This is a genomic window from Vermiculatibacterium agrestimuris (genome assembly GCF_943193085.1).
GTDB classification, from domain to species: Bacteria; Bacillota; Clostridia; order Oscillospirales; family Oscillospiraceae; genus Vermiculatibacterium; species Vermiculatibacterium agrestimuris.
The window spans coordinates 210,621-235,856 of sequence record NZ_CALPCU010000001.1; the positions used below are offsets into that span (position 1 = coordinate 210,621).

General features: G+C 56.6%; 25 protein-coding genes and 1 other annotated feature. Of the genes, 14 read left to right on the forward strand and 11 right to left on the reverse strand.

The window, feature by feature from the left end; all coding sequences use genetic code 11:
- Positions 1-13: 13 nt before the first annotated feature.
- Both queA and NFR87_RS01065 read right to left on the reverse strand, forming a co-directional pair.
- Positions 14-1,042: a tRNA preQ1(34) S-adenosylmethionine ribosyltransferase-isomerase QueA gene (queA, locus tag NFR87_RS01060; RefSeq protein ID WP_251445065.1), complete on the reverse strand. Its 1,029-nt coding sequence runs from the start codon at positions 1,040-1,042 to the stop codon at positions 14-16.
- A gap of 16 nt (positions 1,043-1,058) precedes the next feature.
- On the reverse strand, positions 1,059-2,744 hold the full coding sequence (locus tag NFR87_RS01065; protein WP_251445068.1) for a SpoIID/LytB domain-containing protein: 1,686 nt from the start codon (positions 2,742-2,744) through the stop codon (positions 1,059-1,061).
- 196 nt (positions 2,745-2,940) lie between these two features.
- On the opposite strand from NFR87_RS01065, the gene asd reads away from it, so the two are divergent.
- From asd to dapB, 3 genes are read left to right on the forward strand one after another with little or no spacing between them, the layout of a single operon-like run.
- Positions 2,941-4,029 (forward strand): aspartate-semialdehyde dehydrogenase, encoded by a 1,089-nt coding sequence (gene asd / locus NFR87_RS01070; RefSeq protein ID WP_251445071.1) that lies wholly within the window; start codon positions 2,941-2,943, stop codon positions 4,027-4,029.
- Between the two features lie 28 nt (positions 4,030-4,057).
- Complete coding sequence (gene dapA / locus NFR87_RS01075; protein ID WP_251445074.1) at positions 4,058-4,948, forward strand: 4-hydroxy-tetrahydrodipicolinate synthase; 891 nt, start codon at positions 4,058-4,060, stop codon at positions 4,946-4,948.
- Positions 4,949-4,970: 22 nt separating this feature from the next.
- Complete coding sequence (gene dapB, locus NFR87_RS01080) at positions 4,971-5,735, forward strand: 4-hydroxy-tetrahydrodipicolinate reductase (RefSeq protein ID WP_251445078.1); 765 nt, start codon at positions 4,971-4,973, stop codon at positions 5,733-5,735.
- A gap of 43 nt (positions 5,736-5,778) precedes the next feature.
- On the opposite strand, the gene NFR87_RS01085 is transcribed toward dapB, so the two are convergent.
- The 3 genes from NFR87_RS01085 to NFR87_RS01095 form a co-directional block, all read right to left on the reverse strand.
- A complete protein-coding gene (locus NFR87_RS01085; RefSeq protein WP_251445081.1) occupies positions 5,779-6,960 on the reverse strand; it encodes an AI-2E family transporter in 1,182 nt (393 codons plus the stop codon).
- A gap of 39 nt (positions 6,961-6,999) precedes the next feature.
- Positions 7,000-8,226, reverse strand: coding sequence for a tyrosine--tRNA ligase (tyrS, locus tag NFR87_RS01090; protein ID WP_251445084.1), 1,227 nt, complete (start codon positions 8,224-8,226; stop codon positions 7,000-7,002).
- A 57-nt stretch (positions 8,227-8,283) separates the two neighbouring features.
- Positions 8,284-8,527 (reverse strand) — a binding site (T-box leader).
- A gap of 28 nt (positions 8,528-8,555) precedes the next feature.
- Positions 8,556-9,323 (reverse strand): class I SAM-dependent methyltransferase, encoded by a 768-nt coding sequence (locus tag NFR87_RS01095; RefSeq protein WP_251445087.1) that lies wholly within the window; start codon positions 9,321-9,323, stop codon positions 8,556-8,558.
- Positions 9,324-9,461: 138 nt separating this feature from the next.
- On the opposite strand from NFR87_RS01095, the gene NFR87_RS01100 reads away from it, so the two are divergent.
- From NFR87_RS01100 to NFR87_RS01110, 3 genes are all read left to right on the forward strand, one after another.
- A complete protein-coding gene (locus NFR87_RS01100; protein ID WP_251445090.1) occupies positions 9,462-9,818 on the forward strand; it encodes an arsenate reductase family protein in 357 nt (118 codons plus the stop codon).
- A gap of 63 nt (positions 9,819-9,881) precedes the next feature.
- Entirely contained in the window at positions 9,882-11,564 is a 1,683-nt protein-coding gene (locus tag NFR87_RS01105) for a glutamine--tRNA ligase/YqeY domain fusion protein (RefSeq protein ID WP_251445093.1), read from the forward strand.
- Positions 11,565-11,585: 21 nt separating this feature from the next.
- Complete coding sequence (locus NFR87_RS01110; protein ID WP_251445096.1) at positions 11,586-12,614, forward strand: threonine aldolase family protein; 1,029 nt, start codon at positions 11,586-11,588, stop codon at positions 12,612-12,614.
- A gap of 66 nt (positions 12,615-12,680) precedes the next feature.
- Here the strand turns inward: NFR87_RS01110 and fba are convergent, their stop codons facing one another.
- The 6 genes from fba to NFR87_RS01140 form a co-directional block, all read right to left on the reverse strand.
- Positions 12,681-13,616 (reverse strand): class II fructose-1,6-bisphosphate aldolase, encoded by a 936-nt coding sequence (gene fba, locus NFR87_RS01115; protein WP_251445099.1) that lies wholly within the window; start codon positions 13,614-13,616, stop codon positions 12,681-12,683.
- A gap of 38 nt (positions 13,617-13,654) precedes the next feature.
- Positions 13,655-14,641 carry an ATP-dependent 6-phosphofructokinase gene (locus NFR87_RS01120; protein WP_251445102.1) on the reverse strand — a complete coding sequence of 329 codons (987 nt, stop codon included), beginning with the start codon at positions 14,639-14,641 and terminating at the stop codon, positions 13,655-13,657.
- Between the two features lie 14 nt (positions 14,642-14,655).
- Positions 14,656-16,092, reverse strand: coding sequence for an adenylosuccinate lyase (purB, locus tag NFR87_RS01125; protein ID WP_251445105.1), 1,437 nt, complete (start codon positions 16,090-16,092; stop codon positions 14,656-14,658).
- Positions 16,093-16,195: 103 nt separating this feature from the next.
- Complete coding sequence (locus NFR87_RS01130) at positions 16,196-17,386, reverse strand: pyridoxal phosphate-dependent aminotransferase (protein WP_251445108.1); 1,191 nt, start codon at positions 17,384-17,386, stop codon at positions 16,196-16,198.
- Between the two features lie 77 nt (positions 17,387-17,463).
- Positions 17,464-18,255, reverse strand: coding sequence for a type III pantothenate kinase (locus tag NFR87_RS01135; protein ID WP_251445111.1), 792 nt, complete (start codon positions 18,253-18,255; stop codon positions 17,464-17,466).
- 391 nt (positions 18,256-18,646) lie between these two features.
- Positions 18,647-18,973, reverse strand: coding sequence for a helix-turn-helix domain-containing protein (locus NFR87_RS01140; protein ID WP_251445114.1), 327 nt, complete (start codon positions 18,971-18,973; stop codon positions 18,647-18,649).
- Positions 18,974-19,094: 121 nt separating this feature from the next.
- Between NFR87_RS01140 and NFR87_RS01145 the strand changes: the two genes are divergently transcribed.
- The 8 genes from NFR87_RS01145 (at position 19,095) to NFR87_RS01180 (ending at position 25,164) form a co-directional block, all read left to right on the forward strand.
- Complete coding sequence (locus NFR87_RS01145) at positions 19,095-19,937, forward strand: zinc ribbon domain-containing protein (protein WP_251445117.1); 843 nt, start codon at positions 19,095-19,097, stop codon at positions 19,935-19,937.
- Complete coding sequence (locus NFR87_RS01150) at positions 19,934-21,385, forward strand: hypothetical protein (RefSeq protein ID WP_251445120.1); 1,452 nt, start codon at positions 19,934-19,936, stop codon at positions 21,383-21,385. The genes NFR87_RS01145 and NFR87_RS01150 overlap by 4 nt, the downstream gene beginning before the upstream one ends.
- A complete protein-coding gene (locus tag NFR87_RS01155) occupies positions 21,375-21,914 on the forward strand; it encodes a hypothetical protein (RefSeq protein WP_251445123.1) in 540 nt (179 codons plus the stop codon). Before NFR87_RS01150 ends, NFR87_RS01155 begins: the two co-directional genes overlap by 11 nt.
- A gap of 58 nt (positions 21,915-21,972) precedes the next feature.
- Positions 21,973-22,656, forward strand: a complete 684-nt coding sequence (locus NFR87_RS01160) for a helix-turn-helix domain-containing protein (RefSeq protein WP_251445126.1) — start codon at positions 21,973-21,975, stop codon at positions 22,654-22,656.
- A gap of 255 nt (positions 22,657-22,911) precedes the next feature.
- Positions 22,912-23,277 (forward strand): hypothetical protein, encoded by a 366-nt coding sequence (locus NFR87_RS01165; protein ID WP_251445128.1) that lies wholly within the window; start codon positions 22,912-22,914, stop codon positions 23,275-23,277.
- Between the two features lie 73 nt (positions 23,278-23,350).
- Positions 23,351-23,599, forward strand: coding sequence for a hypothetical protein (locus NFR87_RS01170; RefSeq protein WP_251445131.1), 249 nt, complete (start codon positions 23,351-23,353; stop codon positions 23,597-23,599).
- Positions 23,600-23,615: 16 nt separating this feature from the next.
- Entirely contained in the window at positions 23,616-24,413 is a 798-nt protein-coding gene (locus tag NFR87_RS01175; RefSeq protein WP_251445134.1) for a hypothetical protein, read from the forward strand.
- A complete protein-coding gene (locus NFR87_RS01180) occupies positions 24,400-25,164 on the forward strand; it encodes a hypothetical protein (protein WP_251445137.1) in 765 nt (254 codons plus the stop codon). The genes NFR87_RS01175 and NFR87_RS01180 overlap by 14 nt, the downstream gene beginning before the upstream one ends.
- Positions 25,165-25,236 lie beyond the last annotated feature (72 nt).

Genomic DNA, 25,236 nt, shown 5'->3' on the forward strand with positions numbered 1-25,236 from the left:
GATCCACCCTCCTTTACGAGATGAACATGGCGTCTCCGAAGGAGAAGAAGCGATATCGCTCCTTTACCGCCTCCTGATAAGCTGCCAGCACATTTTCCCGGCCCGCCAGAGCGGAGACCAGCATAATGAGGGTGCTCTCCGGCAGGTGGAAATTGGTGATAAGCGCGTCCAGGGCCTTGAATCGGTAGCCGGGATAGATGTATATGTTTGTCCATCCAGCGCTTTCCTTCAGCTCTCCATTCTCCCCTGCCCAGCTTTCGATGGTGCGGCAGGAGGTAGTGCCCACGCAGATGACCCGGCCGCCATTTTTTTTGGTCTGATTGATGATATCGGCGGTTTGGGCGGAGATCATGCAGTATTCTGCGTGCATCTCATGCTCCAACGGGTCGTCCTCCTTCACCGGGCGGAAGGTGCCGAGGCCCACATGGAGTGTTACGTAGCAGACCTTTACACCCATTTGCTCCACCTGCGTCAAAAGCTCTTTGGTGAAGTGGAGGCCGGCAGTGGGTGCGGCGGCGGAGCCCACCTCCCGGGAGTAGACTGTCTGATACCGCTCGGGGTCGTTCAGCTCTTCTTTGATATAGGGTGGTAGAGGCATTTTGCCCAGCCGCTCCAGGATCTCCAGAAAGATCCCCTCATAGTGGAACTCCACGATACGGTTTCCGCCGGGGAGCGCCTCCAATACTGTGGCGGAGAGGAGAGTGCCGTCTCCAAAGGAGAGCTTTTGGCCCGGCTTCAGCTTCCGGCCCGGCCGAACCAGACATTCCCACCGCTTCTCTCCCCGGTCGATGAGCAGCAAGACCTCTGCCACGCCGCCGGAGGGCTCCCGGTGGCCCAAAAGTCGGGCGGGGAGCACTCGGGAGTCGTTGAGCACCAGGCAGTCGCCTGGCCGGAGGAACTGGGGCAGCTCATAGAAATGCCTGTGCTGGGTCTCCCCTGTCGCCTTATCCAGAAGCATGAGACGGGAACCATCCCGACGTGCCAACGGAGTCTGGGCAATGAGCTCCGGAGGCAGATCATAATAAAAATCCGAGGTTTTCATAGAAAAGTTCCCTTTTTTAATAGATTTCCACACCGGGATAGTAAAATTTTAAAATTTCATCAAAGGTCTTACCCTGCTGCGCCATAGCATAGGCCCCCCACTGGCTCATCCCCACGTGGTGCCCCCAGCCGGAGCTCTGAACGGTAAAGGCCGCATCCCCGGTAGTCGTCCCCCCCACGGGGGCGGGCAGGTACTGAACACCGCTGCCGGTGATGACATAGGGATTACCGGAGAGCTTTCTGGTACTGCCGTCTCCGCCGATGGCATAAACTCCGCTCATAGAGGAGATAGTCCCTCCGCCGTCGGTGTAGTATGGCTCTGCCGTGGTTCCGCCCGACTTGGTAACGGTGTAGTGCATAGAGTATAGGCCCAAAATAGTTCGGACAGACTCCCGGGTAAAGGGAAAGGTCTTCCCAATTGCGTCCGTAAAGGCAATAGACTTTACGTTTCCTGTGGGCGTGGTCTCGGTGATCTGAAAGTCCACAATGGTGGCGCAGTTGTAGTTCTTGCCTTGGAGGATGCGGGTGATCTCCGCACCGGTAAAGGTCTGCGTATGGTTCCAATAGGGGATCTTGTCCGAGATAGTGGCCTCATAGGGATCCACCACACCGCACAGGTAGGGGATCTGTTCGTTGCCGCTCCATACGTTGCGGACGTTCTCCGTGGCGCCGCCGTCAGAGGAGAAATAATAGGTCTGGGCCAGTTCCCCGTCGTACCAGGCCCGCAGCCCCGCCGTTTCGGCCACAGCCTGGGCGGTACGCTCACCGGTGTTGGCCATGCCGAAATAGACCTGACAGTGGGTAGTGGAGCAGATGTCGAAGCCTTGAGAGCCGTGGCGGTTTGCTCTGGTCTCATAGTAGCACCGGGAGGCAACAGCCTGGGCCTTCAGGGCCTCCAGGGGCCAGCTCCGGCTCATTTCCCGCGAGATGACACATTCTGTGTAGTCTTCGAAGTCTACCACATTGACGACGGTAAGGTCTCCCCCGCTCACCCGGCGGAACAGAAACGCCCCGTAATAGCGGTTGCTGCGGAAATATGTGGTGGACTTGACGCTGTCGTCCAGGCCGGGGTCAACGGTGAGGGAGCGTTCGCTTCCACCGTCAAACTGGAACAGGACGGTGGAGGTGCCGGTCTTTACCACGGAGACGCCATATGAACTGGTGCCCACCACCGTCCCTCCCGCTGTCTCTGCGGCGGTCTGCGCCTCGGCCTGCGTGGTGTAGGCCCCCAGGCGAACCTGCCACTCTCCGCTGATCCAGGCGGGAAAACCGCCCACAGCCTGGGCCTGGGCCAGGGCGTCCTCAAAGGTGGTCAAAACTGCTTCGGCGGGGAGCTGAACGTGCCAGCAGCCCACCGCGATGTCAGAGGAAATATTGCTGGAATAGCATTTGAGAGAGTCGCTGTATTTGGAGTCGATGCCGTACCAGACATTCTGAGTCTTGACCACGGAGATGCCGGTCTCGGAGGTATAGCCCAGAGGGACAAAGACACGATCCTCATCCAAGTAGCCCAGACGGTAGCCGGAGCCGGCGTCATTTGCCAGGTTGGCGCCCCCCAAGGCGGTAGTGCCGTAAGCTAAGCCCACGAATACAGGTGGGGTGACGCGCCCGATCCCGGCGGACTCTGTCGCCTGAGCGGCGGGAAAGGCTGCGGCGATGGATAGCGTCAGCGCGCATAGCACAGATAACCATTTACGTTTCATGGCGTACTCCTTTATTATGTATTGACACTGCCGGCCCGTTTGTGGTAGTATCAAAAAAACTTATTTAAGCGGTGCGTGAGATGGGACGAGACCATGCTGTCTTTGACATTATAATACAAAATCAGCCGCTGGTAAAGCCGCTGATTTTTTCTTTTTCACTGCGTATATATGGAATAAGATTTGGAGGTAGATTGCAATGGAAAAATTCAAGGTAGGTATCATTGGCTGTACGGGCATGGTGGGGCAGCGGTTCATCACCCTGACCTGCGGGCATCCCTGGTTTGAACTCACTGCTCTGGCCGCCAGTGCCCGCAGTGCGGGCAAGCCCTATGGTGAGGCGGTTGCGGGCCGCTGGAAGCTGGAAGTGCCCATGCCCGACGCAGTCAAGGATATGCCGGTGCTGGACGCCGAGGCAGACCTGGAGACGATCGCGGGTCAGGTGGATTTCGTCTTCTCTGCCGTGGATATGAAAAAGGAAGAGATCAAGGCGCTGGAGGAGGCATATGCGAAAGCGGAATGCCCGGTGGTATCCAACAACTCCGCCCACCGCTGGACGCCCGATGTGCCTATGGTGGTGCCGGAGCTGAACCCGGAGCATCTGGACGTTATCCCCGCCCAGCGCAAGCGGTTGGGCACCAAGCGGGGGTTCATCGCCGTCAAATCCAACTGCTCCATCCAGTCCTACGCTCCCGCCCTCTCCCCTCTGCGGGAAAAATTCGGACTGGAGAAGGTATTGGCCTGCACCTATCAGGCCATTTCCGGTGCGGGCAAGAATTTTGAGACTTGGCCCGAGATGGTGGACAATCTGATCCCCTATATTGGCGGCGAGGAGGAAAAGAGCGAGCAGGAGCCGCTGAAGGTCTGGGGCAAGGTGGAAAATGGCGTCATCGTCAATGCGGAAAGCCCCTCCATTACCGCCCAATGTCTTCGGGTACCTGTGACCAACGGCCACACCGCGGCTGTCTTTGTCACATTCAGGAAAAAGCCCTCTATGGAGGAGATGAAAGAGATTTGGGCCAACTTCAAGGGAGTGCCCCAGGAATTGGGCCTGCCCATGGCGCCCAAGCAGTTCTTCCATTACTTTGAAGAGCCTGACCGGCCGCAGGCCAAGCTGGATCGGGATCTGGAAAAGGGCATGGCCATCTCCATCGGCCGCCTTCGTCCCGACACCCAATATGATTACAAATTCGTGTGTTTGTCCCACAACACGCTCCGGGGCGCCGCCGGCGGGGCGGTAGAACTGGCGGAGCTCCTCTGCGCCAAGGGCTATATGGATCGGAAATAATTCTGGCAGCCAGAAAGGATTGATCTTCATGCGGGAACCTGTATTCAGCGGAGCCTGTACTGCAATCGTCACCCCCTTTGACAGCAGCGGCGCGGTAAATTATGAGGCGTTCGGCGCGCTTATTGAGGAGCAGATCGCCGCCGGCATCGATGCCATTTGTGTCTGCGGCACCACCGGCGAGAGCGCGACGATGTCCATTCGGGAACACATCGCCGTGGTAGAGTACTGTGTCAAGCGGGTGGATCACCGGGTGAAGGTGGTGGCCGGCGCAGGCAGCAACGATACCTCTGCGGCCGTCTATCTCTCCCAGCACGCACAGGATTCCGGGGCGGACGCCCTTTTGCTGGTGACGCCCTATTACAACAAGGCCACCCAGAGCGGTCTTATCAAGCATTACGAATATATCGCCGACCGGGTGGAGCTGCCCATTATCCTCTACAACGTGCCTTCCCGTACCGGGGTGAGCTTTACGGCAGAAACCTATAAAAAGCTGTCGGAAAATCCCAAGATCAACGGGGTAAAGGAGGCCAGCGGTAACTTTTCTCTGCTGGCGCACACCCGCTTCCTGTGCGGGAATGACTTCTATATTTGGTCCGGCAATGACGACCAGGTAGTGCCCATGATGAGTCTGGGCGCCCAGGGAGTCATCTCGGTGGCCGCCAACATTGTTCCTCAGGTGATGGTGCGTATGAGCCACCTGTGCCTGGCGGACGACTTTGCCGCCGCCTCCAAGCTCCAAATTGAGTATATGGACTTCATAGACGCGCTCTTTGTGGACGTAAATCCCATCCCTATCAAAACCGCCCTCAATCTGACCGGGCGGAACATGGGCGGCCTGCGGCTTCCCCTGTGCGATATGACGCCGGAGCATTTGGAGCTGCTGCGCTCTTCCATGGTGCGCATGGGCCTGCTGGCCTGAAGATCGGAAAGGACGTTTTACTATGCTGAAGATGCTCATTTCCGGCTGTAACGGACATATGGGGAACGTTGTCGCCCAGATCTGCCAGGAGGCGGGGGATGTGGAGGTGGTGGCCGGCTTCGACCTACTGGGCGCGGAGCGGGAGGACTTCCCTGTTCTCTCTCACCCTGCCGCTTTTCAGGGCGAGGCCGACGCGCTCATCGACTTCTCCTCCCCCGCCGCCCTTCCCGCCCTGCTGGAGTTGGGGGTGAGCCGAAATATTCCCCTGGTGCTGGCCACCACGGGCTATTCCCAGGCGCAGCTCGACGCCATTGACGAGGCAGCCGGGGCTATCCCCATCTTTCGTTCAGGTAATATGTCGCTGGGGATCAATGTGCTCATGGAGTTGGTGAACCGGACAGCGGCGGCCTTGGGAGACAGTTTTGACGTAGAGATCGTAGAGCGTCACCACAGCAGAAAGGTGGACGCCCCCAGCGGTACGGCTCTCATGCTGGCCCAGGCCGCCCGGGAGGCCCTTCCCTACGAGCCGCAATACGTGTATGAGCGCCAAAGCGTCCGAAAGCCCCGGGAAAAGCGGGAGATCGGCATTTCTTCCGTCCGGGGCGGCGGTATCGTGGGCGACCACGAGGTCATTTTTGCCGGCCGGGACGAGGTCATTGAGCTGAAGCATTCCGCAATGAGCCGGGAGGTCTTCGCCTCTGGGGCGCTTCGGGCCGCACGATTCCTGGCGCAGGTCAAACAGCCGGGGCTGTATTCCATGAAGGAACTGGTGGAACAGATCATTTGAATCAAAAGGAGCCGCTGAGAACTCAGCGGCTCCTTTTTGCTGCTTATGTATTGGAGTGGTCGTCTTCCGGCCCGCCGGGGCGCAAAGACCGGCCGTCGGCGTCGATCCCCTTTTCCATCAGACGCCGGTCTGCCCACTCCCGCATCAGAGCATAGAGCACAGCGAAAGTAGGCACGCCCAAGAGCATCCCGGTAAAGCCGAAAAGACCGCCGCCGACCACAATGGCCACCAGCACCCAGATGGCGGAAAGGCCTGTGGAATCACCCAGGATCTTGGGCCCCAGGATATTCCCGTCGAATTGCTGGAGGGCGATGATGAGGATGAGAAACCGCAGGGCGGCCCAGGGATCCACAATGACCAGGATCATTACGCTGGGCACCGCGCCGATGATGGGCCCAAAGAAAGGCACGATATTGGTCACGCCGATGATAACGCTGATCAGTACCGCATAGGGGACGCGAAGGATGGTGGACAGCACAAAGCAGAGAACGCCGATAATGGCGGAATCCAGCAGCTTGCCGTTGATAAAGCCCACAAAGATGGTGTTGGCCCGGCTGGATACCGACAGGATATGGCGCACGCCCTTGGCGGGAAAGAGGGCGTAAATGAGCTTCTTGAGCTGCCCGGAGAGCCGGTTCTTCCCTGACAGCATATAGATGGAGGCGATGAGCGCGGTAAGGGCAGTGACCACGCCGTTTCCGACCGCCACGCCGAAGTTCAGCAGATTTGGCATTGATGAGGTGAGGAAATCAGCGGCTTTACGAATGAGGGTCTGGTAGTCGTCCACAAAGCCGGTGAGGCCTTCCCCCTCCAGACCGAAGCGCTGGATCAGATCCTGAACCATCCGGTTGAGATTCTCCAGATAGATGGATAGATTGTTCACCAAACTGAAGATAGAGGCGCCAACCTGGGGCAGAATAAGCTGAAGAAGCACCATAATGACGGCCAGGGCGATGAGATAGACCGTGACGATGGCCAGCGTCCGCTTGTGCGCACTGTTGTAATAGACCTTCCGCTCAAAAAAGTTGGTGGGGGTATTCAGAAGATAGGCGATGATGAATCCGGCGATAAAGGGGCTGAGCACATCCAAAAACCGGCCCATCAAGGCCTTCACCTGCGGTAGGTGGGTCAAAACCAAATAGAGCAGGATCCCGCCGCATACCACCAGAAGATTGGACAGGCTGCGGCTGTCCAGCTGATACCACTTCCTTGGCCTCTCATCCATGAGCCATCCCTCCTCTTCCTGGATGATAGCACAAAAAGCTTACTGTGTCACCACCCGGTGGAACACTTTTTTGCCTTTCTTAAGAATCAGGCCATCGCCGGCAAAGGCGGCGGGCTCAAAATGGATCGTGGGATCGGTGGCTTTTTCACCGCCAACCTCTACGCCTCCCTGCTCTACCAGCCGGCGGGCTTCCTTTTTGGAAGGGGCGAGGCCGCACTTGAGCATCAGGTCGAGAAGGCCGATGGCGCCCTCGGAAAAATCACTGTCTGCCAGGGTGGTGGAGGGCATATTGGAGCTGTCTCCGCCGCCGGCAAAGAGGGCCCGGGCAGCAGCCTGAACCTTTTTGGCCTCCTCTTCCCCGTGAACCATCTTGGTCAGCTCAAAGGCCAGGATCTCTTTGGCCTCGTTGATCCTGCCGTCAGTCCAGGTGTCCATCTCGTCGATCTGTTCCAAGGGCAGGAAGGTCAGCAGACGGATGCACTTCATCACGTCGGCGTCCCCCACATTGCGCCAGTACTGGTAGAAGTCATAGGGGCTGGTCTTGTTGGGATCCAGCCACACGGCGTTGCCGGCGGTCTTCCCCATCTTGTTGCCCTGGGAGTCGGTGAGGAGGGTAATGGTCATGCAATGAGAATCCTTGCCCAGCTTCCGGCGGATGAGTTCGGTGCCGCCCAGCATATTGCTCCACTGGTCGTTGCCGCCGCACTGCATATTGCAGCCCACTGTCTGGAACATATGATAGAAGTCATAGGACTGCATGATCATATAGTTAAACTCCAGAAAGCTGAGGCCCCGCTCCATGCGCTGCTTGTAGCAGTCGGCCCGAAGCATATTGTTTACCGAGAAGCAGGCACCCACCTCCCGCAGCAGCTCTACATAGTTGAGCCCCAGCAGCCAGTCGGCGTTGTTGAGCATCATGGCCTTGCCTTCGCCGAAGTCGATGAATTTCTCCATCTGCCGCTTAAAGCACTCGGCGTTGTGGTCGATGTCTTCCTTGGTGAGCATTTTCCGCATATCGGTGCGGCCGGAGGGGTCGCCGATCATGGTGGTGCCGCCGCCAATGAGGGCAATGGGCTTGTTGCCCGCCGACTGGAGCCGCCGCATCAGGGTCAGGGCCACAAAGTGGCCGGCCGTCAGGCTGTCCGCCGTGCAGTCAAAGCCGATATAGAAGGTGGCTTTGCCGTTGTTGATAAGCTCCTTGACCTCCTCCTCGCTGGTCACCTGGGCAATGAGGCCCCGGGCCACCAATTCGTCGTAAATCGTCATGTCGATCCATCCTTTCTGTTGTTTCGGGGGCATAAAAAACGCCTCTGTCCCTTTGGGACAGAGGGCGTGATCTTACGCGGTACCACCTCTGGTTTGCCATTTTCTCGCGAAAACGGCCTCATGCCGTGCTTACACACGGCGGCGCTGTAACGGGCACACCCGGCCTACCCTACTGATCTAAAAATGTTGGGGCGGCAGCTCCGAGGGGTATTCTTCCGCACTTTGCCCTCCCCCTTCCACCAAACCGGGGTCTCTCTTTGCGGCAAACGCACGGCCTACTTGGCCTCTTCATCGCTGTAGGCGTATTATAATATGTGGATCTTCATTTGTCAACCATCTTCCGGCCTTCTGGCCACAAGCACATAGCGGTGGACGCGCCCCTCGATAACGCCCCGCTCGTCCAGGATACGCTGGGCTTCCAACAGGCGGTCAAAGCAGGCGTCCACGGAGAAGGCCGGGAACTCCCACTCAATGATCCGGGCGAACCACACCAGGGCCCCTATGTCATAGAATCGGATGGGCCGGAAGCACTCCTCTGCCCTTAAGATCTCAAACCCCGCCGCCTCGAACAGCCGTCTCTGTTCCTGCAGGTTCAGGCCGGGAAAGGGCTTGGGAGTTCCGGGGAGCAGAAGCTCCACCAGTTCCCGGTCGTTGTCCTCCCCCACCTGCTGGGTGATGAAAAATCCACCTTTTTTCAACACCCGTCGCAGTTCTGAAACACGATAATCTCCATGGCGGTTGATAACGATATCGAATTGAGCGTCGTCAAAGGGCATGTGCCCGTAGTCCGTCATCTCCCGAAGGTCGATCCCCAGGGGAAGAAGGGTCTTTCGGCACAGCGCTACATTTGGCGGATAGCCCTCTGTGGCGGCAGTGTTTTCGTAGGGGTGTCCCAAAGACAGCAGGAATTCTCCCCCGCCGGTACCAATGTCGAGCAGCTTCATACCGGGGGTGAGATAGCTTTGAACGATCTCCCGATAATTCCACGGCGGTGTTTCCTGATCATAGCGGCCGGCAAGGTGGGAGAAATCCCAGCCGCGGATGTGGGCCTGGGCCTCCTCCTCTTTCCAAAGCGCTTTCCACTCCTGTACATCCATCGTTTGCCCAACCCCTTTCTTGATATTTTTGCCATTATATCATAAGGCCGACAGGGCAACAACACCTTTTCTTGCCATAGGGGCCGGGATGTGATAAGATGAGACCAAATCATTGTACCGAAGCGGGAGGAATGTTTCGTGTTGTTTGTCCACTACCCCAAATGTACCACCTGTCAAAAGGCCAAGGCATGGCTGGATCGCCGGGGGCTTTCCTGCGAATGCCGAGATATCAAGGCGCAGAATCCCACCCAGGCCGAGCTGCGCGCATGGCACGCCAAAAGCGGCCTTCCTCTGAAACGACTGTTCAACACCAGTGGACTTCAGTATAAGGCCCTGGAGCTGAAGGACAAGCTTCCCACCATGAGCGAAGAGGAGCAGTTCGCCCTTCTCGCCTCCGACGGGATGCTGGTGAGGCGGCCTGTGCTGGTGGGCGAGGACTTCGCCTTCTTCGGCTTTAAGGAGGCCGACTGGGCGGCCCGGCTGGAAAAGAAATGATTGCAATTTGAAGCCCTACAGGGTAAAATATACCTTATTCGAAAGAGAAGGAGCGAATCCGCTATGCCGGAAGAGACAAAGCCTGTCATGAGCCAGAATTTTATCCATGATTTTATTGATGAGGACATCGCCCCCGGCGGACAGTTTGCCGGGATGACCGTCCATACCCGTTTTCCCCCTGAGCCCAACGGTTATCTACACATTGGCCACTGTAAGGCTCTCACCATTGACTTCGGTACGGCGGAAAAGTACGGCGGCCTGTGCAACCTGCGCATGGATGACACCAACCCCACCAAGGAAGACGAGGAGTTTGTGGATGCCATCAAGGAGGACATTCATTGGCTGGGCTTCGACTGGGGCGACCGCTTTTTCTATGGCTCAGACTATTTTGAGGAGGATTACCGCCAGGCGGTTGGCCTGATCAAAAAGGGTTTGGCCTACGTCTGTGAGCTGAGCCCTGAGCAATTTAAGGAGTACCGGGGCAGTATCGGCGTTCCGGCCCGCAGTCCCTACCGGGATCGTCCCATTGAGGAAAGCCTGGATCTCTTTGCCCGGATGCGGGCCGGTGAGTTCCCCAATGGCGCCATGACGCTGCGGGCCAAGATCGACCTGGCCAGCGGCAACTTCAATATGCGCGACCCTGTCCTCTATCGTATCAACCATATGCACCACCACCGGCAGGGGGATAAATGGTGTATTTATCCCATGTACGACTTTGCCCACCCCATCCAGGACGCGCTGGAGGGTATCACCCACTCCCTGTGCTCTCTGGAGTTTGAGGCACACCGTCCCCTTTATAACTGGGTGGTGGAAAACTGCGACCTGCCCTCCAAGCCCCGGCAGATCGAGTTTGCCCGTCTGGGCATCGACCATACCGTTATGAGCAAGCGCAAGCTCCGGGCTTTGGTGGAAGAGGGCAAGGTCTCCGGCTGGGACGATCCCCGTATGCCCACCCTCTGCGGTCTGCGCCGCCGGGGCTATACGCCCCGCTCCATCCGGAACTTCTGCGAGCGTATCGGTGTGGCCAAGGCGGCCAATGTGGTGGAGTACGGCTTTTTGGAGCATTGCCTTCGGGAGGATTTGAACGAGACTGCCTGCCGGGTCATGGCCGTCCTGCGGCCCATCAAGCTGGTCATCACCAACTATCCTGCCGGGCGCAGTGAGGAGTTTGAGGTGGAGAATCTCCCCGGCGATGAGAGCGCCGGTACCCGGAAGGTCACCTTCTCCCGGGAGCTGTGGGTGGAGGCGGAGGATTTCCTGCCTGAGCCGGTGCCCAAGTATAAGCGCCTCTATCCCGGCGGCCCTGAGTGCCGGTTGAAGGGGGCCTATCTCATCAAGTGTGTGGGCTATGAGACCGATGAGGCGGGCAATGTCATTGAGATCGCCGCCGAGTACGATCCCGACAGCCGGGGGGGCGATCCCGCCGATGGCCGCAAGGTCAAGGGCGCCACGCTCCACTGGGTGGACGCCGCCACGGCCCTGGACGCGGAAGTGCGGCTCTACGACAACCTCTTCTCTGACGAGGCGCCCGATGCCGGAGACAAGGACTTTATGGAGTGCTTGAATCCTGACTCCCTGGAGGTGCTTACCGGCTGCAAGGTGGAGGCCGGTCTCTCCTGCCCCAAGGTAGAGGAGCGGTATCAGTTTATGCGTCAGGGCTATTTCTGCGCCGACAGCAAGGACTCCAAGCCCGGCCATCTGGTTTTCAACCGGGCGGTGAGCCTGAAGGACAGCTTCAAATTCTAAGGGTCGAAGGAGGACGCGGCTATGTATCATTTTCGCAACGATTATTCTGAGGGCTGCCATCCCAAAGTCTTGGAGGCCCTGACCGCTGTCAACGGTGAGAGTGTCATCGGTTACGGCGGGGACGATTACTGCAAGTCCGCTGCCGATCTGATCCGCGGACTGTGCGAGGCGCCCAACGCCGATGTGCAGTTCATGGTGGGCGGTACCCAGACCAACTTCGTCACCATCGCTGCGCTTCTGCGGCCGTGGGAGAGCGTCATCTCCCCCACCACCGGTCACATCAACGGCCATGAGGCCGGCGCTGTGGAGGCCACTGGCCACAAGATCCTCCAAGCTCAGGCGCCCGCCAACGGCAAGCTTACCCCCGCCCGTATCCTCCCCATCGTGGAGGCTTGCAAGGACGAGCATGTGACGAAGCCCCGGCTGGTCTATATCTCCGACGCCACGGAGACCGGCGGCGTGTATACCAAGGCGGAGCTGGCCGCCCTTTATCGCTGCTGTCAGGCCAACGACCTGTATCTGTTCCTGGACGGCGCACGTCTGGGCTGTGCCCTGGCCTCGGTGGAGAACGACCTGACTTTGGCAGACATCGCCGCGCTCACCGACGCTTTTTACATCGGCGGCACCAAGAACGGTGCCATGATGGGCGAAGCGCTGGTGGTCACCAACCCGGCGCTGACAGAAAACTTTTTCCGCATGAAAAAGCAGCATGGCGCGGTGCTGGCCAAGGGCTGGCTGTTGGGCGTACAGTTCCAGGCACTGCTGCAGGACGGGCTCTACTTCAAAATTGCCCGAAACGCCGTGGAGGTGGCGCAATATCTGCAGGGCGGCCTTAAAAACTTAGGCATCCCCATGATGACTGAGTCTACCACCAACCAGATCTTCCCCATCGTCCCCAACGAGCTGCTCCCCCATTTGGACAAGCTGTGTACCTATGAAGTCTGGGGCAAGGCGGACAAGAGCCACACCATCATCCGCTTCGTCACATCCTTTGCCACGTCCATGAAGTCCGTGGACGGTTTTCTCAAGGCGCTGAAGGATCTGACGTAAGCGTGGGCGGCCCCTATAAGGAAAAAAGAGGCGCGGTCATATGACCGCGCCTCTTTTCTATTTGTCTCAGGCCTTGCCGTCGCAGCCCAGAACATTGACGATCTTGTCTTTGACGATCTCCTTGATATAGGCCCGGCCGTCCCCCATGTATTGGCGGGGATCAAAGTGATCCGGATGGGCGTCAAAGTGCTCCCGGATCCCGGCGGTCATACCCAAGCGCAGATCGGAGTCGATATTGATCTTGCACACCGCCAGCCGGGCGGCCTGGCGAAGCTGATCCTCCGGTACGCCGATGGCGCCGGGCATCTTGCCGCCGTGGTCGTTGATGATCTTTACGAAGCGCTGCGGTACTGAAGAGGCGCCGTGAAGTACGATGGGGAAGCCGGGCAGCCGCTTGGAGACCTCCTCCAGGATATCGAAACGGAGCTTGGGATCGGTGCCGGGCTTAAACTTGTAGGCGCCGTGGCTGGTGCCGATGGCGATGGCCAGGGAGTCGCAGCCGGTCTTGGAGACGAACTCTTCCACTTCCTCGGGTCTGGTGTAGTGAGAGTCTTCCGCAGAAACCTGTACGTCGTCTTCGATGCCGGCCAGAGCGCCCAGCTCGGCCTCCACCACTACGCCGTGGTCATGGGCATACTCCACCACCTTTTTGGTGATGGCGATATTCTCCTCAAAGGGCTTGGAGGAGGCGTCGATCATCACGGAGGTGAAACCGCCATCCACGCAATCCTTGCAGGTTTCAAAGTCCGCGCCGTGATCCAAATGGAGCACGATGGGCAGACCGGTATCCTCCACGGCGGCCTCCACCAGCTTGCGCAGGTAGACGCCCTTGGCATACTTCCGGGCCCCGGCGGAGGCTTGGAGGATCACGGGGGCCTTCACCTCAGCCGCGGCCTCGGTAATGGCCTGCACGATCTCCATGTTGTTGACATTGAACGCGCCGATGGCATAGCCGCCATCATAGGCTTTGCGGAACATTTCAGCAGATGTGACAAGAGGCATGATCCAAAACTCCTTTATTCTAAATGTTGAGGTTCCAATCAGACAGTTTCCTGTCCGATCATAGTGCGCATAACGGTGTACTTGTCCTCGTCGATCCCCTTCTTCATGCTCAGCGCTTCCCGGATGTCAAAGTCCACATACTGGCTGTTTTGCTGGCACACGACCCGGTCGGTTTGGCCATTGGCCAGAAGCATAACGGCGGAATAGCCCATATGGGTGGCGTTGACACGGTCACGGGCGGAGGGAGCGCCGCCCCGCTGGATATGACCCAGCACGGTGACCCGGGTGTCCAGCGCGGTGGCGTCCTTGATCCTGGACGCCACTTCGTAGGAACTGCCCACGCCCTCGGCCACAATGATCATATAATGGGTGCGGCCGGTGAGCCGGGCACGGCGGATAGGCTCGATCACATCGGCCTCAAAGTCCACGGGCTTTTCCGGGATGAGGACGGCGGTGGCGCCGCAGGACAAGCCCACATAGAGAGCCAGGTGGCCCGCCCGGTGCCCCATGACCTCCACCACGGAGCAGCGCTCGTGGGACTGCATCGTATCCTGGAGCTTGTCGATACACTCCACGGCGGTGTTGCAGGCGGTGTCATAGCCGATGGTGTAGCTGGAGCAGGCGATATCGTTGTCGATGGTGCCGGGCACGCCGATGACGGCGATGCCGTGCTCAGACAAGGCGTGAAGGCCCCGGAAGGTACCGTCGCCGCCGATGCCCACGATGCCGTCCAGGCCCAGGAGCTTGCAGGTATTGACGGCCTTCTGCATGCCGGCCTCGGTACGGAACTCCTCGCTGCGGGCGGAGTAGAGCATGGTGCCGCCCAGCCGGGTGATACCGCTGACCCGGGCGTAGCCCATGACCTCGGCATCTCCGTTGATCAGGCCGTTAAAGCCACGGCGGATGCCCACACATTCAATGCCCAGGTGAGTACAGGTACGCACCACAGCCCGAATGGCGGCATTCATGCCGGGGGCGTCTCCCCCGCTGGTCAAAACGCCGATACGGCGTACTGCGTTCTCCATATCATTATCCCCTTTCATACAGTCAGTTCAGTGTCTTGCTTATCCAATGCGAAAGCGTAACGGTCTATGACCGGCTTGACCGTTTCACATAAGAACCGCTCTACCTGCTGTGGACAGCGGCCGATATATGCCTTGGGATCCAGATGGGCCTGGATCTCCTCCAGGGAAAGGCCCAGCATGGGCTCCTTCGCCATTCGCTCCACCAGGTCGTTGGGCAAACCCAACTCCTTAATAGTATGTCCCGCCTCCAGAGAAAGCTGGCGGATCCGCTCGTGAATGGCCTGTCGGTCGCCGCCCTTCTTTACCGCGTCCATCATGATGTTTTCGGTGGCCATGAAGGGCAGCTCTTCCAGTACGTGCTTTTCGATAACCTTCTCATGGACGATGAGACCGGAGGCCACATTGGTGTAAAGACTCAGAATGGAGTCCACGGCCAAGAATGACTCCGGAACGGAGATGCGCTTGTTGGCTGAGTCGTCCAGCGTCCGCTCAAACCACTGGGTGGCGGCGGTGATGGCTGGATTCGCGGCGTCGGAAAGAACATACCGGGCCAGACCGCAAATACGCTCACAGCGCATTGGGTTGCGCTTATAGGGCATGGCCGAAGAGCCGATCTGTTTGGCCTCGAAGGGCTCCTCCACCTCCTTCAGATGGCATAGAAGCCGCAGGTCGGTGGCAAATTTGCTGGCGGATTGTGCGATGCCGGAGAGGGTGGCCAGAATGGCAGCGTCCACCTTCCGGGAATATGTCTGACCCGAAACGGGGACGACCCGCTGGAAGCCCATCTCGGCGGCGATCTTCTCCTCCAGCGCCTCGACCTTTTCATGGTCGCCGTCAAAGAGCTCCAAAAAGCTGGCCTGGGTTCCGGTGGTGCCCTTGGAGCCCAACAGGGCCAGGCGGTCGATGCGGTACTCCACCTCGTCCAGATCCAGCAGAAGATCGTTCATCCAAAGGGTGGCCCGCTTCCCTACCGTCACCAGCTGGGCGGCCTGGAAGTGGGTATAGCCCAAAGTGGGCAGGGCCTTATAACGATCGGCAAAGGCCGCCAGATAACTCAGCACCTTCACCAATTTATCCCGAAGCAGCGTCAGGCCTTCCCGCATGAGAATGATATCGGTGTTATCCCCTACGTAACAGCTGGTGGCCCCCAGGTGGATGATGGGCATGGCTTTGGGGCACTGCTCCCCATACGCATGGATGTGAGCCATTACATCGTGGCGGAGGGTCTTTTCCCAGCGGTCGGCGGCGTCGTAGTCGATGTCATCCACGTGAGCTTCCAGCTCTGCCACCTGCTGCGCTGTCACAGGCAGGCCCAGTTCCATCTCGCCTCTGGCCAGAGCGACCCAAAGCCGCCGCCAGGTGGAGAACTTTTTGTCCGGGGAGAAGAGATAGCGCATCTCGGCGCTGGCATATCGAGAACAAAGCGGGGTCTCGTAACTGTTTTTGTTCATGGCTCCCTCATTCCTCGTTTCAACGAAAAAGAAAAGACTGGAAACTATTGTACCACAAAAAGGCAGATAGGGGCAACCCCTACCCGCCTTTTTTGTGAAAATTTTATCGATTCAGAAAACGCTCCAACCGGTCAAGCCCTTCCCGGATATTCTCCATAGAGGCGGCGTAGGACCAGCGGACAAAGCCGGGCGCCTCAAAGCCCTCTCCGGGAACCAGGGCGACGAGCCCCTGCTTGAGAAATTCGGTGGCGAAATCCTCTCCACTCTGGATGAGGACGCCGCCAATGGTCTTTCCGATGAGCTTTTCAATGTTCATCATCACATAGAAAGCGCCCTCGGGCTTAATACAGCTCACGCCTTCGATGGCGTTCATCCGCTCCACCATGTAGTTGCGCCGCTCCTCAAAGGCCGCTTTCATGACGGCCACCGCCTCCTGGGAGGCGGTAAGGGCGGTGAGCGCCGCCTTCTGAGAGATCGCACAGGGCGAGCCGGTGGAGTGGCTGACAAAATTGGACATGAGTTTGGCGATGACCGGCTGGGCCAGGGCGTAGCCGATGCGCCAGCCGGTCATCGCGTAAGATTTGGATACACCGTTGATGAGGATGGTGTGCTCCTTGACCTCCTGACTCAGGGAGGCCACGCTGGTAAAGGGCTTTCCATCGTAGATGAGGTTGCAGTAGATCTCGTCGGAGATGATGTAGAGATCGTGCTTGACACACACATCGGCCAGGGCCTTGAGCTGGACAGCATCATAGACCATGCCGGTGGGATTGGAGGGATTATTGAGGATGATGGCCTTGGTTTTGGAGGTGATGGCCCTCTCCAGCTTCTGGGGTGAGAGCTTAAAGTCTTCGTCCTCGGTGGCGCTTACCATCACCGGCGTCCCCCCTACCATGCGGATCAGCTCGTAATAGCTCACCCAGGCGGGTGTGGGCAGGATGACCTCATCTCCGGGATTGACGATGGCTCGAAGGGCCAGATAAACCAGATGCTTGGCGCCGCTGGAGACCACCACTTGATTGGGGGCGTATTCTACGCCGCAGTCAACCTTCATTCTGGCGCAGATCGCCGTCTTCAGATCCAGGTCGCCGGAGGCGGGAGTATAGCGGGTGTAATTATCCCGAATGGCCTGAAAGGCAGCGTCCTTAATGTGGCTGGGGGTGGGAAAATCCGGCTCGCCGGCGGCGAAACCAATGACATCCTGTCCTTCTGCCTTCATCTGCTTGTACAGACTGTCAATGGCCATGGTGGTCGAAGCGCGTACCCCCATGGCGATATGGGAAAGCTCCTTCATCCTTCATTCCTCCTGAAAAACTGGTTCAAACCACCGATATTATAGGTGCGGCCGAGGAAAAAAGCAAGCCCTTTTCCTCAGCTTCTGCGCTTCGGTTCGGTATTCTTCTGATAGAGCAGAAAAAGTCCTTTCAGCAGCAATTCGGGATCCTGCTGGATCGCGTGGCGGCAATAGGGCACCACCTCGTCGGCATAGCATCCGGTGGCGATAATGGCGGCGGTGCATCCGATCTCCTCCTCCAGCCGCTGGAGCATCCCATCCACCAGACTGGCGTTGCCGTAGATGACGCCGGATTGCATTGCGTCCACCGTGTTGTGACCAAGAAGAGACGCTGGGCGCATCAGGGAAATGTGGGGTAGCTCGGCAGCCTGCCGGGACAGGGCCTCCAGTCCTACCCGGACGCCGGGGGCGATAACGCAGCCCTCGTAGACGTTGCCCCGGAGCAGAGAGAAGGTGATGGCGGTGCCGAAGTCCACTACAATGACGGGAGAGGGACTGCGGTCATATTTGTCAATGGCGCCGACACAGTAGGCCACGATATCCGCCCCCAGCTGCGCGTGCATATCGGAGCGGATGTCCAGCCCTGTACGGATACCTGTTCCCACGACAAGGGGCGGCCTGCCGGTGAGGCGCTCTATGGCCTGCGTCAAGGCGGCGGTCACCGGCGGGACAACACTGGCGACAATACCGCCGGTGATCTGCTTCGGCTCTACATGGTAGAGCTGGAACAGAGAGAAGAGCTGAATGGCAAACTGATCGCCTGTAGCGTGAGGATCGGTGGAGCAGGTGGAGCGCAGCGCCAGCTCTCCCCCCTCCTCAAACAGGGCCAGAGTGGTGATGGAATTTCCGATATCGGCAGCGAGGATCATAGTTCCAGCTCCTTTTTTCCTTCTTTTCTACAGTATACCACCATAGGGAAAATTTCACAAGCGGAAGCAGTATGCAAAAAAGAGGAGACGCAAATGGCCGTGTCTGATAAGGAAGTAACCGAAGCAACGGACCGGGCAGACGGGCAAGTGGTAATATGAAAACGGCAGGGACCAGTTACAAGCTGGCCCCTGCTGTTTTTCTATGTTCATCGGTCTTGCCCCCGTCCTACGCCCCGCAGGGCGTGAGAGCGTCAGCAATTCGGGAGAATTGCGAGAAGCGTACCAAACCGCTGGCCCCGCCTTATGCTCACCCATCAGCAAGCATCCTGCCACCCCACCGTGGCGGGCCACTTGGCTCACGGGTCTGCATATACCACCCTCTGAACAACCTTTATTTGATTTGGCTAAGTCGCTCTAATATATCAAGGGCGGCTTCCTTTATATCCGGGGAACAGGAACGCAAAAGGGCCACCACTCGCTCGTTGGCATAGTTCGCCTCCTGGATTTGTACCCCGGTCAATAGCTTCGAGAGGTTAAGCCCCAATGCACCACATAAAGCATCCAACAGCTCTAAAGTAGGTCGTACCCGCCCGTTTTCAACCTTTGACAAGTAAACCACTGTAATGCCCACTTGTTCAGCAAGGACTTCCTGGGTCATGTTTTGTCCTTTGCGGCTGTCTTGGATCCGTTGTCCTATGATTTGATAATCAATCGCCATATTATCACCGAAGCTATTTTATATGACTTGACCTATCTTTTTAATATCTTGACAGATTAACTTAATGTGATAGAATAAGTTTGAGGCAAAATCTCTCAAAATTATCAGAGGGGGAATAAACATGAAAGAATGTCCAAGCTGTAAGGCAAAGAACAGAAATGACGCTTCCATTTGTGCGGAGTGCGGGGCTGACCTGAAAGACGTACCCGCCACCGCCGACGAGTGGGCCACTGCCGCCGGGGATTTTCTGAACAAGGCAAAGACTGCGGCGACCACCGGGGCGAAAAAAGTCAAGGAAGTTGCCCAGACCGGGGCGGCGAAAGTGCAGAGGGCTATGGAGGACGCCGAACAAAAGGCGGAGGCCGCCAAAGCCGCTGGCGTTTCTTCTGGTGGCTGGGACGCCGCCGTGGATACGCCCGCCTCTGCTCCCATGGGTGGCGTACCCCAAAAGGGTGGTAGTATTTTGGTAGACCAGAGTGAACAAATTGTCGCTACCATTGGCAACAATTACCTCCAGAATTTTTTGACTGGCGGGGCTGTGGCTCAGAGCATTGGCTTACTGACCCAAAAGCGGTTCTATTACAAGGGCCGGAATTTCAGCGGCGAGGGCAAGGCCATGAAAAACACCACCGAAGAAGGCGTGGTGTCCATTGAGGATATTACCTTTACCATGTTTAGCCACACCCGGCACATCGGCGCACTGGTGTTTGCCATTCTTTTGACTGTAGTAGGGGTTTTCTTCCTGGGCATTTCTGGAATGGAGGCCATGTGTCCTATTCTTTTTGTTGCCGCTCTTCCGTTCTACATCATGTATTTTGTGAACCGCCAGACCCTGTTTGTGATCTCATTCCCCGGCGGCGGTTTTGGCTTTGACGTGAAATATTACCCCATCGCCGACATCCGGGACTTCCAGCGCCAGCTCCACCTGCTGAAAGATCACCGCAAGGAGGGCGGGGACGCATGAGAGAACAATATCCCTTTTTCCGGGACGGTGACGAACAGACCCGGGCCGTCATCGGAGAGGAAGCGATCAACGCCGACCTGGACGGCGAGTATCAAAAGCCCTACGCCGTTCTCACCCAAAAGCGGCTTTACTGCAAAAACGAGCAGGGAAATTTCATCACAGACGCCGCCGCTCTGCGCTCGGCGGGCAAGGGCCTTTTGCCGGGGCAGAACTGGTTTTTGTGGGCGGTAGCGGCCTGTGTAAGTTTGTTGCTGGTACTGCTGTGCCTCTGGTATTGGGGATTGGACGGGCGGTGGCGTACTGAAAATATCAGCTATGACGCCCAAAGATACATCGACAAATACCATGTTTTTGAAGAGCAAGTAAAGGAATATGAGGAACAGTTAGCACTTTATGATGAGGCCCAAGGGAAACAGGAAGAGTATGAGAAAATTTGGAACGACAATGGATACGAAGAAATCGCGCAGGAAATCAGCGAACGCCTATCAGAGGTAAACTCCGCACAGCAAAAAATAGATCAACTCACCAAAACGGTAAGCGATATGCGGACCGAAATTGCTGACTGTGAAAAACAAATAGCGGATAACCAAGGTGTCATTCAGAGTAAGCAGAAAAAAAGGCAGGAAATTATTGCTGAGTGGAACAAAACCTATCCCAGATATAAAGAGTATTATGACTTGCATTACTGGGTGGAAGCATCTGATTTAGCAAAAAAACTTAACAGCTTGAGCGATGAACGGGATCGACTGTCAAAAGAGATTAAAGATTTGCAGTCAAAAAACCAGTCACTTCAAACTAAAATTGCAAAGCTTCAAGCTGAACTGCCAGAGTATCAGAGCAATATTGATGAGACGCAGGCAGAAGTAGATACCCTCCGGGGAAAGTTCACAGAAGAATATGGTGAAAAAAGTTCGGAAATAGACGCAATGAGGCAGAACATTGCCGAGCAAAAAGATATTCAAGCCAGCATTGACTGTGATAACCTGAAAAGTGAGATTCAGCGTTTCGAGGACAGCAAAGCCGATTACAAGAACGCCCAGAGCGTCCAGCGGAAGGTCAAGCTGTTCCTACCCTGCCTATTGGTCTTTGCCGCCTGTGTGGTCGTTTTTATCATTCTTACCGCATTAAAACGGACAAAACCCGCCGTGATTGCGGCCCTGGCTTCCATTGGCATGGGGCTGATATGTGCGTCTCTATCCGAAACGAGTGGCTTTGGCTATTATTACATCGTGCCCCTGTCTCTGGCTGTTGCCTTGCAGGTATTGCGTGTTCTGGCGGTGGTGCTGGTGGTGCTGGCCCTGTGGTGGAACCGCAAGCAAACCGTGTTCCAGATCGTCCACAATGCCGGGGCATTTTCCTTCACGCCCAGCGTGTACCCCGCCGAGGAATTGAGGCAGTTTGCCGAGCAAGTGCGGCTTATGCGGGAGGGCGAGGCGAATGGTGAGTAACCCCGGCTTTCTGCTCTCTGGGGCGGTCTGCTCCGCTGTCCTCGCCCCGGAGGCCGTCACCGTCAAAGGGAACTATTACCGCTATGACCTACATAAGCGGCGCAAGGTGTCTGGGCCTGTGACGGTGGACTTGCTGAACGTCCTCCGGGTGGGCCTCACAAAGACCTACTCCCGGCTTATGTTCGCCTTTCCCATGGGCTTCGGGCTGCTGACCCTGTTCATCCGGGCCATTCCCGCCCTGGAAGTCAAAAAGACCTTTTTCGAGATTGAGGACGTGTGGGACGCTTCGGTGGGCATGACCCTTTGGAGCCTGCCCCATCAAGATTTTCTCTGGAAGCTGTGCGGCGTTCTGTGTCTGCTCACCATCCCTTTGTACTGGCTGAGTTACCGCAACGACCTGGAAATCAACACCACCAAGGGGCGGTATCTGCTTCCCCGCAAGGGGATGGAAGCGGCACAGATCGCCAGCTTCCAGCGGGAGTTTACAAGGCTGAAAGAGGCTCGACAAAAGGTCCAAAAAGGCGCATAATGAAAGCGGCTGGCGTAAACGCTGGCCGCTTTTATCCATAGAAAGCGGGGAATTGACTATGAGCGATGATTTTTCCATTGAAGTGCTGTGGGAAGAAATGAAGAAAGAGTTAGAGAAAGAAGGCTATACAAAAAGAGAGCCCAAAGAAGTGCTGGGAGAGCAGTTAAAGGAATTTCGTGTAAAGCGAAAGATGTCCGTTGCAGAGGCAGCAAAGAAAAGCGGATTTTCAACGGGAACCATATCAAACTACGAAAACGGGAAAACATCTCCTACATGGAATGATCTGCAAATCTTAAGTTTTACTTATGACTTTTCTTTGTACGATTTTTTGGGAATAGAAAAAGCGGACTACGAAAGCGACTGCAATGTATTTAAGCGGTATGGGCTTAGTGAAACTTTTTATCGTGAGCTATTCTTTGCAAAAAAATATGGAGTACATAATGATATACTGAATTGTATAAATCTTATATTTGAATATCCGCTGTATGCGGCTACATTGTTTGAGAAATTATCTTGCTTTTTCAACATCTCATTTCATGAGCAAATAGACCACATTCCGCTAAAGCTGCCGCCTGACGCTTCCTTGAGGTTGCTCCTTGAACCTGTCATTCGCACCTTGGGAGATATATTCAACGCAAAATACCCAGAGAGGCAAAAGAATGCAATTCTATCTTTGCTGGGGCAACACCAAACAGCAATCCAGGCAAGTCTATTTGACAAAACACAATCGTGCGAAAAGTGATACACATCATTCCCTTTAAGGCTGGTGGCTTCTGCCGCCAGCCTTTTTCTGTTCAAAATTTTGAACAGGGGCTATCAAAAAGATAGTTATAAAAAAGCAAGCTTACAATTTTTTGAGTATACGGCATGAGAGGGAGATATATGGCAAAATAGGGACATCCAAGGCGCTTTGAGTACATACAGTCCCTATCCGCTATTGCCAGTTGTCCGGGTCGCTCCCGGATGCTGGCCCGCTCACTCGAAAGGAGTGTTATCAATGCCCAAGCACACATTACCCCCTGCCGCCCACGGCTCTAAACTGCCCGTGGTGAAGATCGGCCCGAAGTATGAGGGCAAGGGCGACACCCGCCGCGTCATCGGTGCGGAGTTGACCGGTCTGCTGCCCTTTGACGGTATGGCCGCCGTCCCCATCGTCATCCCCAACCTGGAGGTCGCCACGCTGCCTTCTCAGGAGGTCATCACCGAGCGAAATATGCGCCTCGATCTCCTGGTCGGAGATTTCCAGGGCCTGGTGATTGAGTTCTCCGGCGGTGATTTCGGGGCGGTCCGCTATACGGGCCACGCCACTGGCGTTACCTTCCCCAACCTGAACGCCCCCAGCTCCACCAACCCCAAGTCCTGACCTGGCAAAGCAGGAGCCCCTACGGGGGCTCCTGCCGAGCCAACCAAGCCATTGCTTTTAGGAGGATTGAACTATGATTGCTAACATCTGGAACACCCTGTGCAATTTAGATGTCAACACCATGGGGTGCATTACTGCCGCTGGTGCGTTTGTGCTCTCCCTGCTTTGTTTTTTTGAAGCGTACATGGAGCATAAAAAGCAGAAACAGGGCAAGCAGACGGAAACCTTCGCTCCGCATATTTTCATCTCCATCGCCATTTTGTTTGGCGTAGCTTCCATCGTTTCCTTTTTCGCAGGCATTATTTTAAGCTGGTTGGTATAAGGAGGAGAACTAAAATATGTTCATTTTTCAAATTATAGCTGCCCACTTCCGCAAGGTGGGCTATGCGTTCAATTTCTACGGCAACATGATCGCCACAGGCATTGAGGCGGACAATCAGGAAATGCGGAAAGAGGGGTATAAGGGCCTTAAATGGCTCCTGGTCCCCCGGCTGGTTCTTTGGGGTGTCCCTGGTATCTATTATGCCTGGAAGGGCCTCTTGATAGGCTATGTAGAACTGGTCGGCATTTTCTATATCATTGCTGCCGTTGTCGCCGCCTCCATCAAAGCCCCGGAGCCGCCCAAGCAGGAGATCGTTGTCTCGCCGGATGACGCTATTGTGATGAAACACGCTAAGGAGGGACGCAACGCTCTGCTTGACTATATTTCCATCGTCTGCGAGAGCCTTGCCGAGCAGACCGAGATTTACAGTCCAGGAGCCAGGGACGAACTGGCCTATCCCAGCCTCAACAAGTGTATTCACATGGAAAAGGGTGTGCCGGTAGTTAGCGTCCAGCTACACTATGAAGGGGAGATAGACCCGGCGCAATTTAAGGAGCGGTTCAATGATAGAATGCTCCAGAAGCTGGAAAGCGGCAAATTTACGGACAAGCCCCCTGCCCTGTTCTATGACAAGGACAATATCCCCCATACAGCGATCCAGGCTATCCGCTGTGTACCGTTCAAAGGCAAAAAATACATCCGGCTGGATGTGGTGCGGGTCAACGAGGAGGCTCTTGCGCTCATGAATGAGGTGGAGCGGGAAAGTCAGTCCATGATCGACACCGAAGAGCAACTTGACGATGGAGGGCTTTAAGGCCCCCCGTCTGGCCTTGGGGTATGACTTGGACGCTTGGGTGAATTTCCGAGAGAAAGAGCCAATCACCATTGACATATCACCGTCAGAGAACAGTCACATTCTGCTCTGCGGCATGAGTGGGTCGGGCAAGTCGTACATGGAACACCAGCTTCTTGCCCGCCTCATTCAAGCCGAACAAGACCGGGGCGGAGAATACTATTTCGCTGATTATAAAGGGGACGACAGCTTCAATTATTTGTGCAAATGCCCCCGGTACTATACCTACAAAGATACGCTGACCGCTCTGGATATTGTCCACTCCCGTATGATCGCCCGTCAGTCCGGGGAGGACGCCACCAGAACCCCGGTCACGCTGGTGTGGGACGAGTACATGGCCCAGGCCCTCAACCTGACCAGCGAGGACAAGAAAGCCGCCGCTGTAATGATGAACAAGGTGAGTGAGATCCTGCTGCTGGGCCGCTCCCTCTCGGTGCGCCTGATCGTTTCCTGTCAAAGACCGGACGCCATAGCGTTTCCCGCCGGGAGCCGCCTCAACTATGGCGTGGTCTGTGTTGTCGGGGCGGCGGTGCGCTCTATCTACGAAATGTTGCTGCCAGACCACATGGAGCAAGTCAAGGGCCGACAGTTTGGACGGGGCGAAGGGGTGGTATTACTCCAAGGCTCCACCTTCCGCTATATCAAAGTCCCCACTGTCCGGGACGAAAACCGTATGCGGCAAACCTGCCTTGAAGCATTAAGCAGAGAATGACTCACCAGCACCACGGGCGGGGGTGAAGCGAAGCGAAAGCCCCCGCCCGTGGGAGCGGCCCCACCGGGGCCG

Excerpts from the sequence above, each read along its gene's own strand:
- queA (WP_251445065.1), bottom strand. The coding sequence starts at position 1,042 with ATGAAAACCTCGGATTTTTATTATGATCTGCCTCCGGAGCTCATTGCC.
- NFR87_RS01065 (WP_251445068.1), bottom strand. The coding sequence starts at position 2,744 with ATGAAACGTAAATGGTTATCTGTGCTATGCGCGCTGACGCTATCCATC.
- asd (WP_251445071.1), top strand. The coding sequence starts at position 2,941 with ATGGAAAAATTCAAGGTAGGTATCATTGGCTGTACGGGCATGGTGGGG.
- dapA (WP_251445074.1), top strand. The coding sequence starts at position 4,058 with ATGCGGGAACCTGTATTCAGCGGAGCCTGTACTGCAATCGTCACCCCC.
- dapB (WP_251445078.1), top strand. The coding sequence starts at position 4,971 with ATGCTGAAGATGCTCATTTCCGGCTGTAACGGACATATGGGGAACGTT.
- NFR87_RS01085 (WP_251445081.1), bottom strand. The coding sequence starts at position 6,960 with ATGGATGAGAGGCCAAGGAAGTGGTATCAGCTGGACAGCCGCAGCCTG.
- tyrS (WP_251445084.1), bottom strand. The coding sequence starts at position 8,226 with ATGACGATTTACGACGAATTGGTGGCCCGGGGCCTCATTGCCCAGGTG.
- NFR87_RS01095 (WP_251445087.1), bottom strand. The coding sequence starts at position 9,323 with ATGGATGTACAGGAGTGGAAAGCGCTTTGGAAAGAGGAGGAGGCCCAG.
- NFR87_RS01105 (WP_251445093.1), top strand. The coding sequence starts at position 9,882 with ATGCCGGAAGAGACAAAGCCTGTCATGAGCCAGAATTTTATCCATGAT.
- NFR87_RS01110 (WP_251445096.1), top strand. The coding sequence starts at position 11,586 with ATGTATCATTTTCGCAACGATTATTCTGAGGGCTGCCATCCCAAAGTC.
- fba (WP_251445099.1), bottom strand. The coding sequence starts at position 13,616 with ATGCCTCTTGTCACATCTGCTGAAATGTTCCGCAAAGCCTATGATGGC.
- NFR87_RS01120 (WP_251445102.1), bottom strand. The coding sequence starts at position 14,641 with ATGGAGAACGCAGTACGCCGTATCGGCGTTTTGACCAGCGGGGGAGAC.
- purB (WP_251445105.1), bottom strand. The coding sequence starts at position 16,092 with ATGAACAAAAACAGTTACGAGACCCCGCTTTGTTCTCGATATGCCAGC.
- NFR87_RS01130 (WP_251445108.1), bottom strand. The coding sequence starts at position 17,386 with ATGAAGGAGCTTTCCCATATCGCCATGGGGGTACGCGCTTCGACCACC.
- NFR87_RS01135 (WP_251445111.1), bottom strand. The coding sequence starts at position 18,255 with ATGATCCTCGCTGCCGATATCGGAAATTCCATCACCACTCTGGCCCTG.
- NFR87_RS01140 (WP_251445114.1), bottom strand. The coding sequence starts at position 18,973 with ATGGCGATTGATTATCAAATCATAGGACAACGGATCCAAGACAGCCGC.
- NFR87_RS01145 (WP_251445117.1), top strand. The coding sequence starts at position 19,095 with ATGAAAGAATGTCCAAGCTGTAAGGCAAAGAACAGAAATGACGCTTCC.
- NFR87_RS01150 (WP_251445120.1), top strand. The coding sequence starts at position 19,934 with ATGAGAGAACAATATCCCTTTTTCCGGGACGGTGACGAACAGACCCGG.
- NFR87_RS01155 (WP_251445123.1), top strand. The coding sequence starts at position 21,375 with ATGGTGAGTAACCCCGGCTTTCTGCTCTCTGGGGCGGTCTGCTCCGCT.
- NFR87_RS01160 (WP_251445126.1), top strand. The coding sequence starts at position 21,973 with ATGAGCGATGATTTTTCCATTGAAGTGCTGTGGGAAGAAATGAAGAAA.
- NFR87_RS01165 (WP_251445128.1), top strand. The coding sequence starts at position 22,912 with ATGCCCAAGCACACATTACCCCCTGCCGCCCACGGCTCTAAACTGCCC.
- NFR87_RS01170 (WP_251445131.1), top strand. The coding sequence starts at position 23,351 with ATGATTGCTAACATCTGGAACACCCTGTGCAATTTAGATGTCAACACC.
- NFR87_RS01175 (WP_251445134.1), top strand. The coding sequence starts at position 23,616 with ATGTTCATTTTTCAAATTATAGCTGCCCACTTCCGCAAGGTGGGCTAT.
- NFR87_RS01180 (WP_251445137.1), top strand. The coding sequence starts at position 24,400 with ATGGAGGGCTTTAAGGCCCCCCGTCTGGCCTTGGGGTATGACTTGGAC.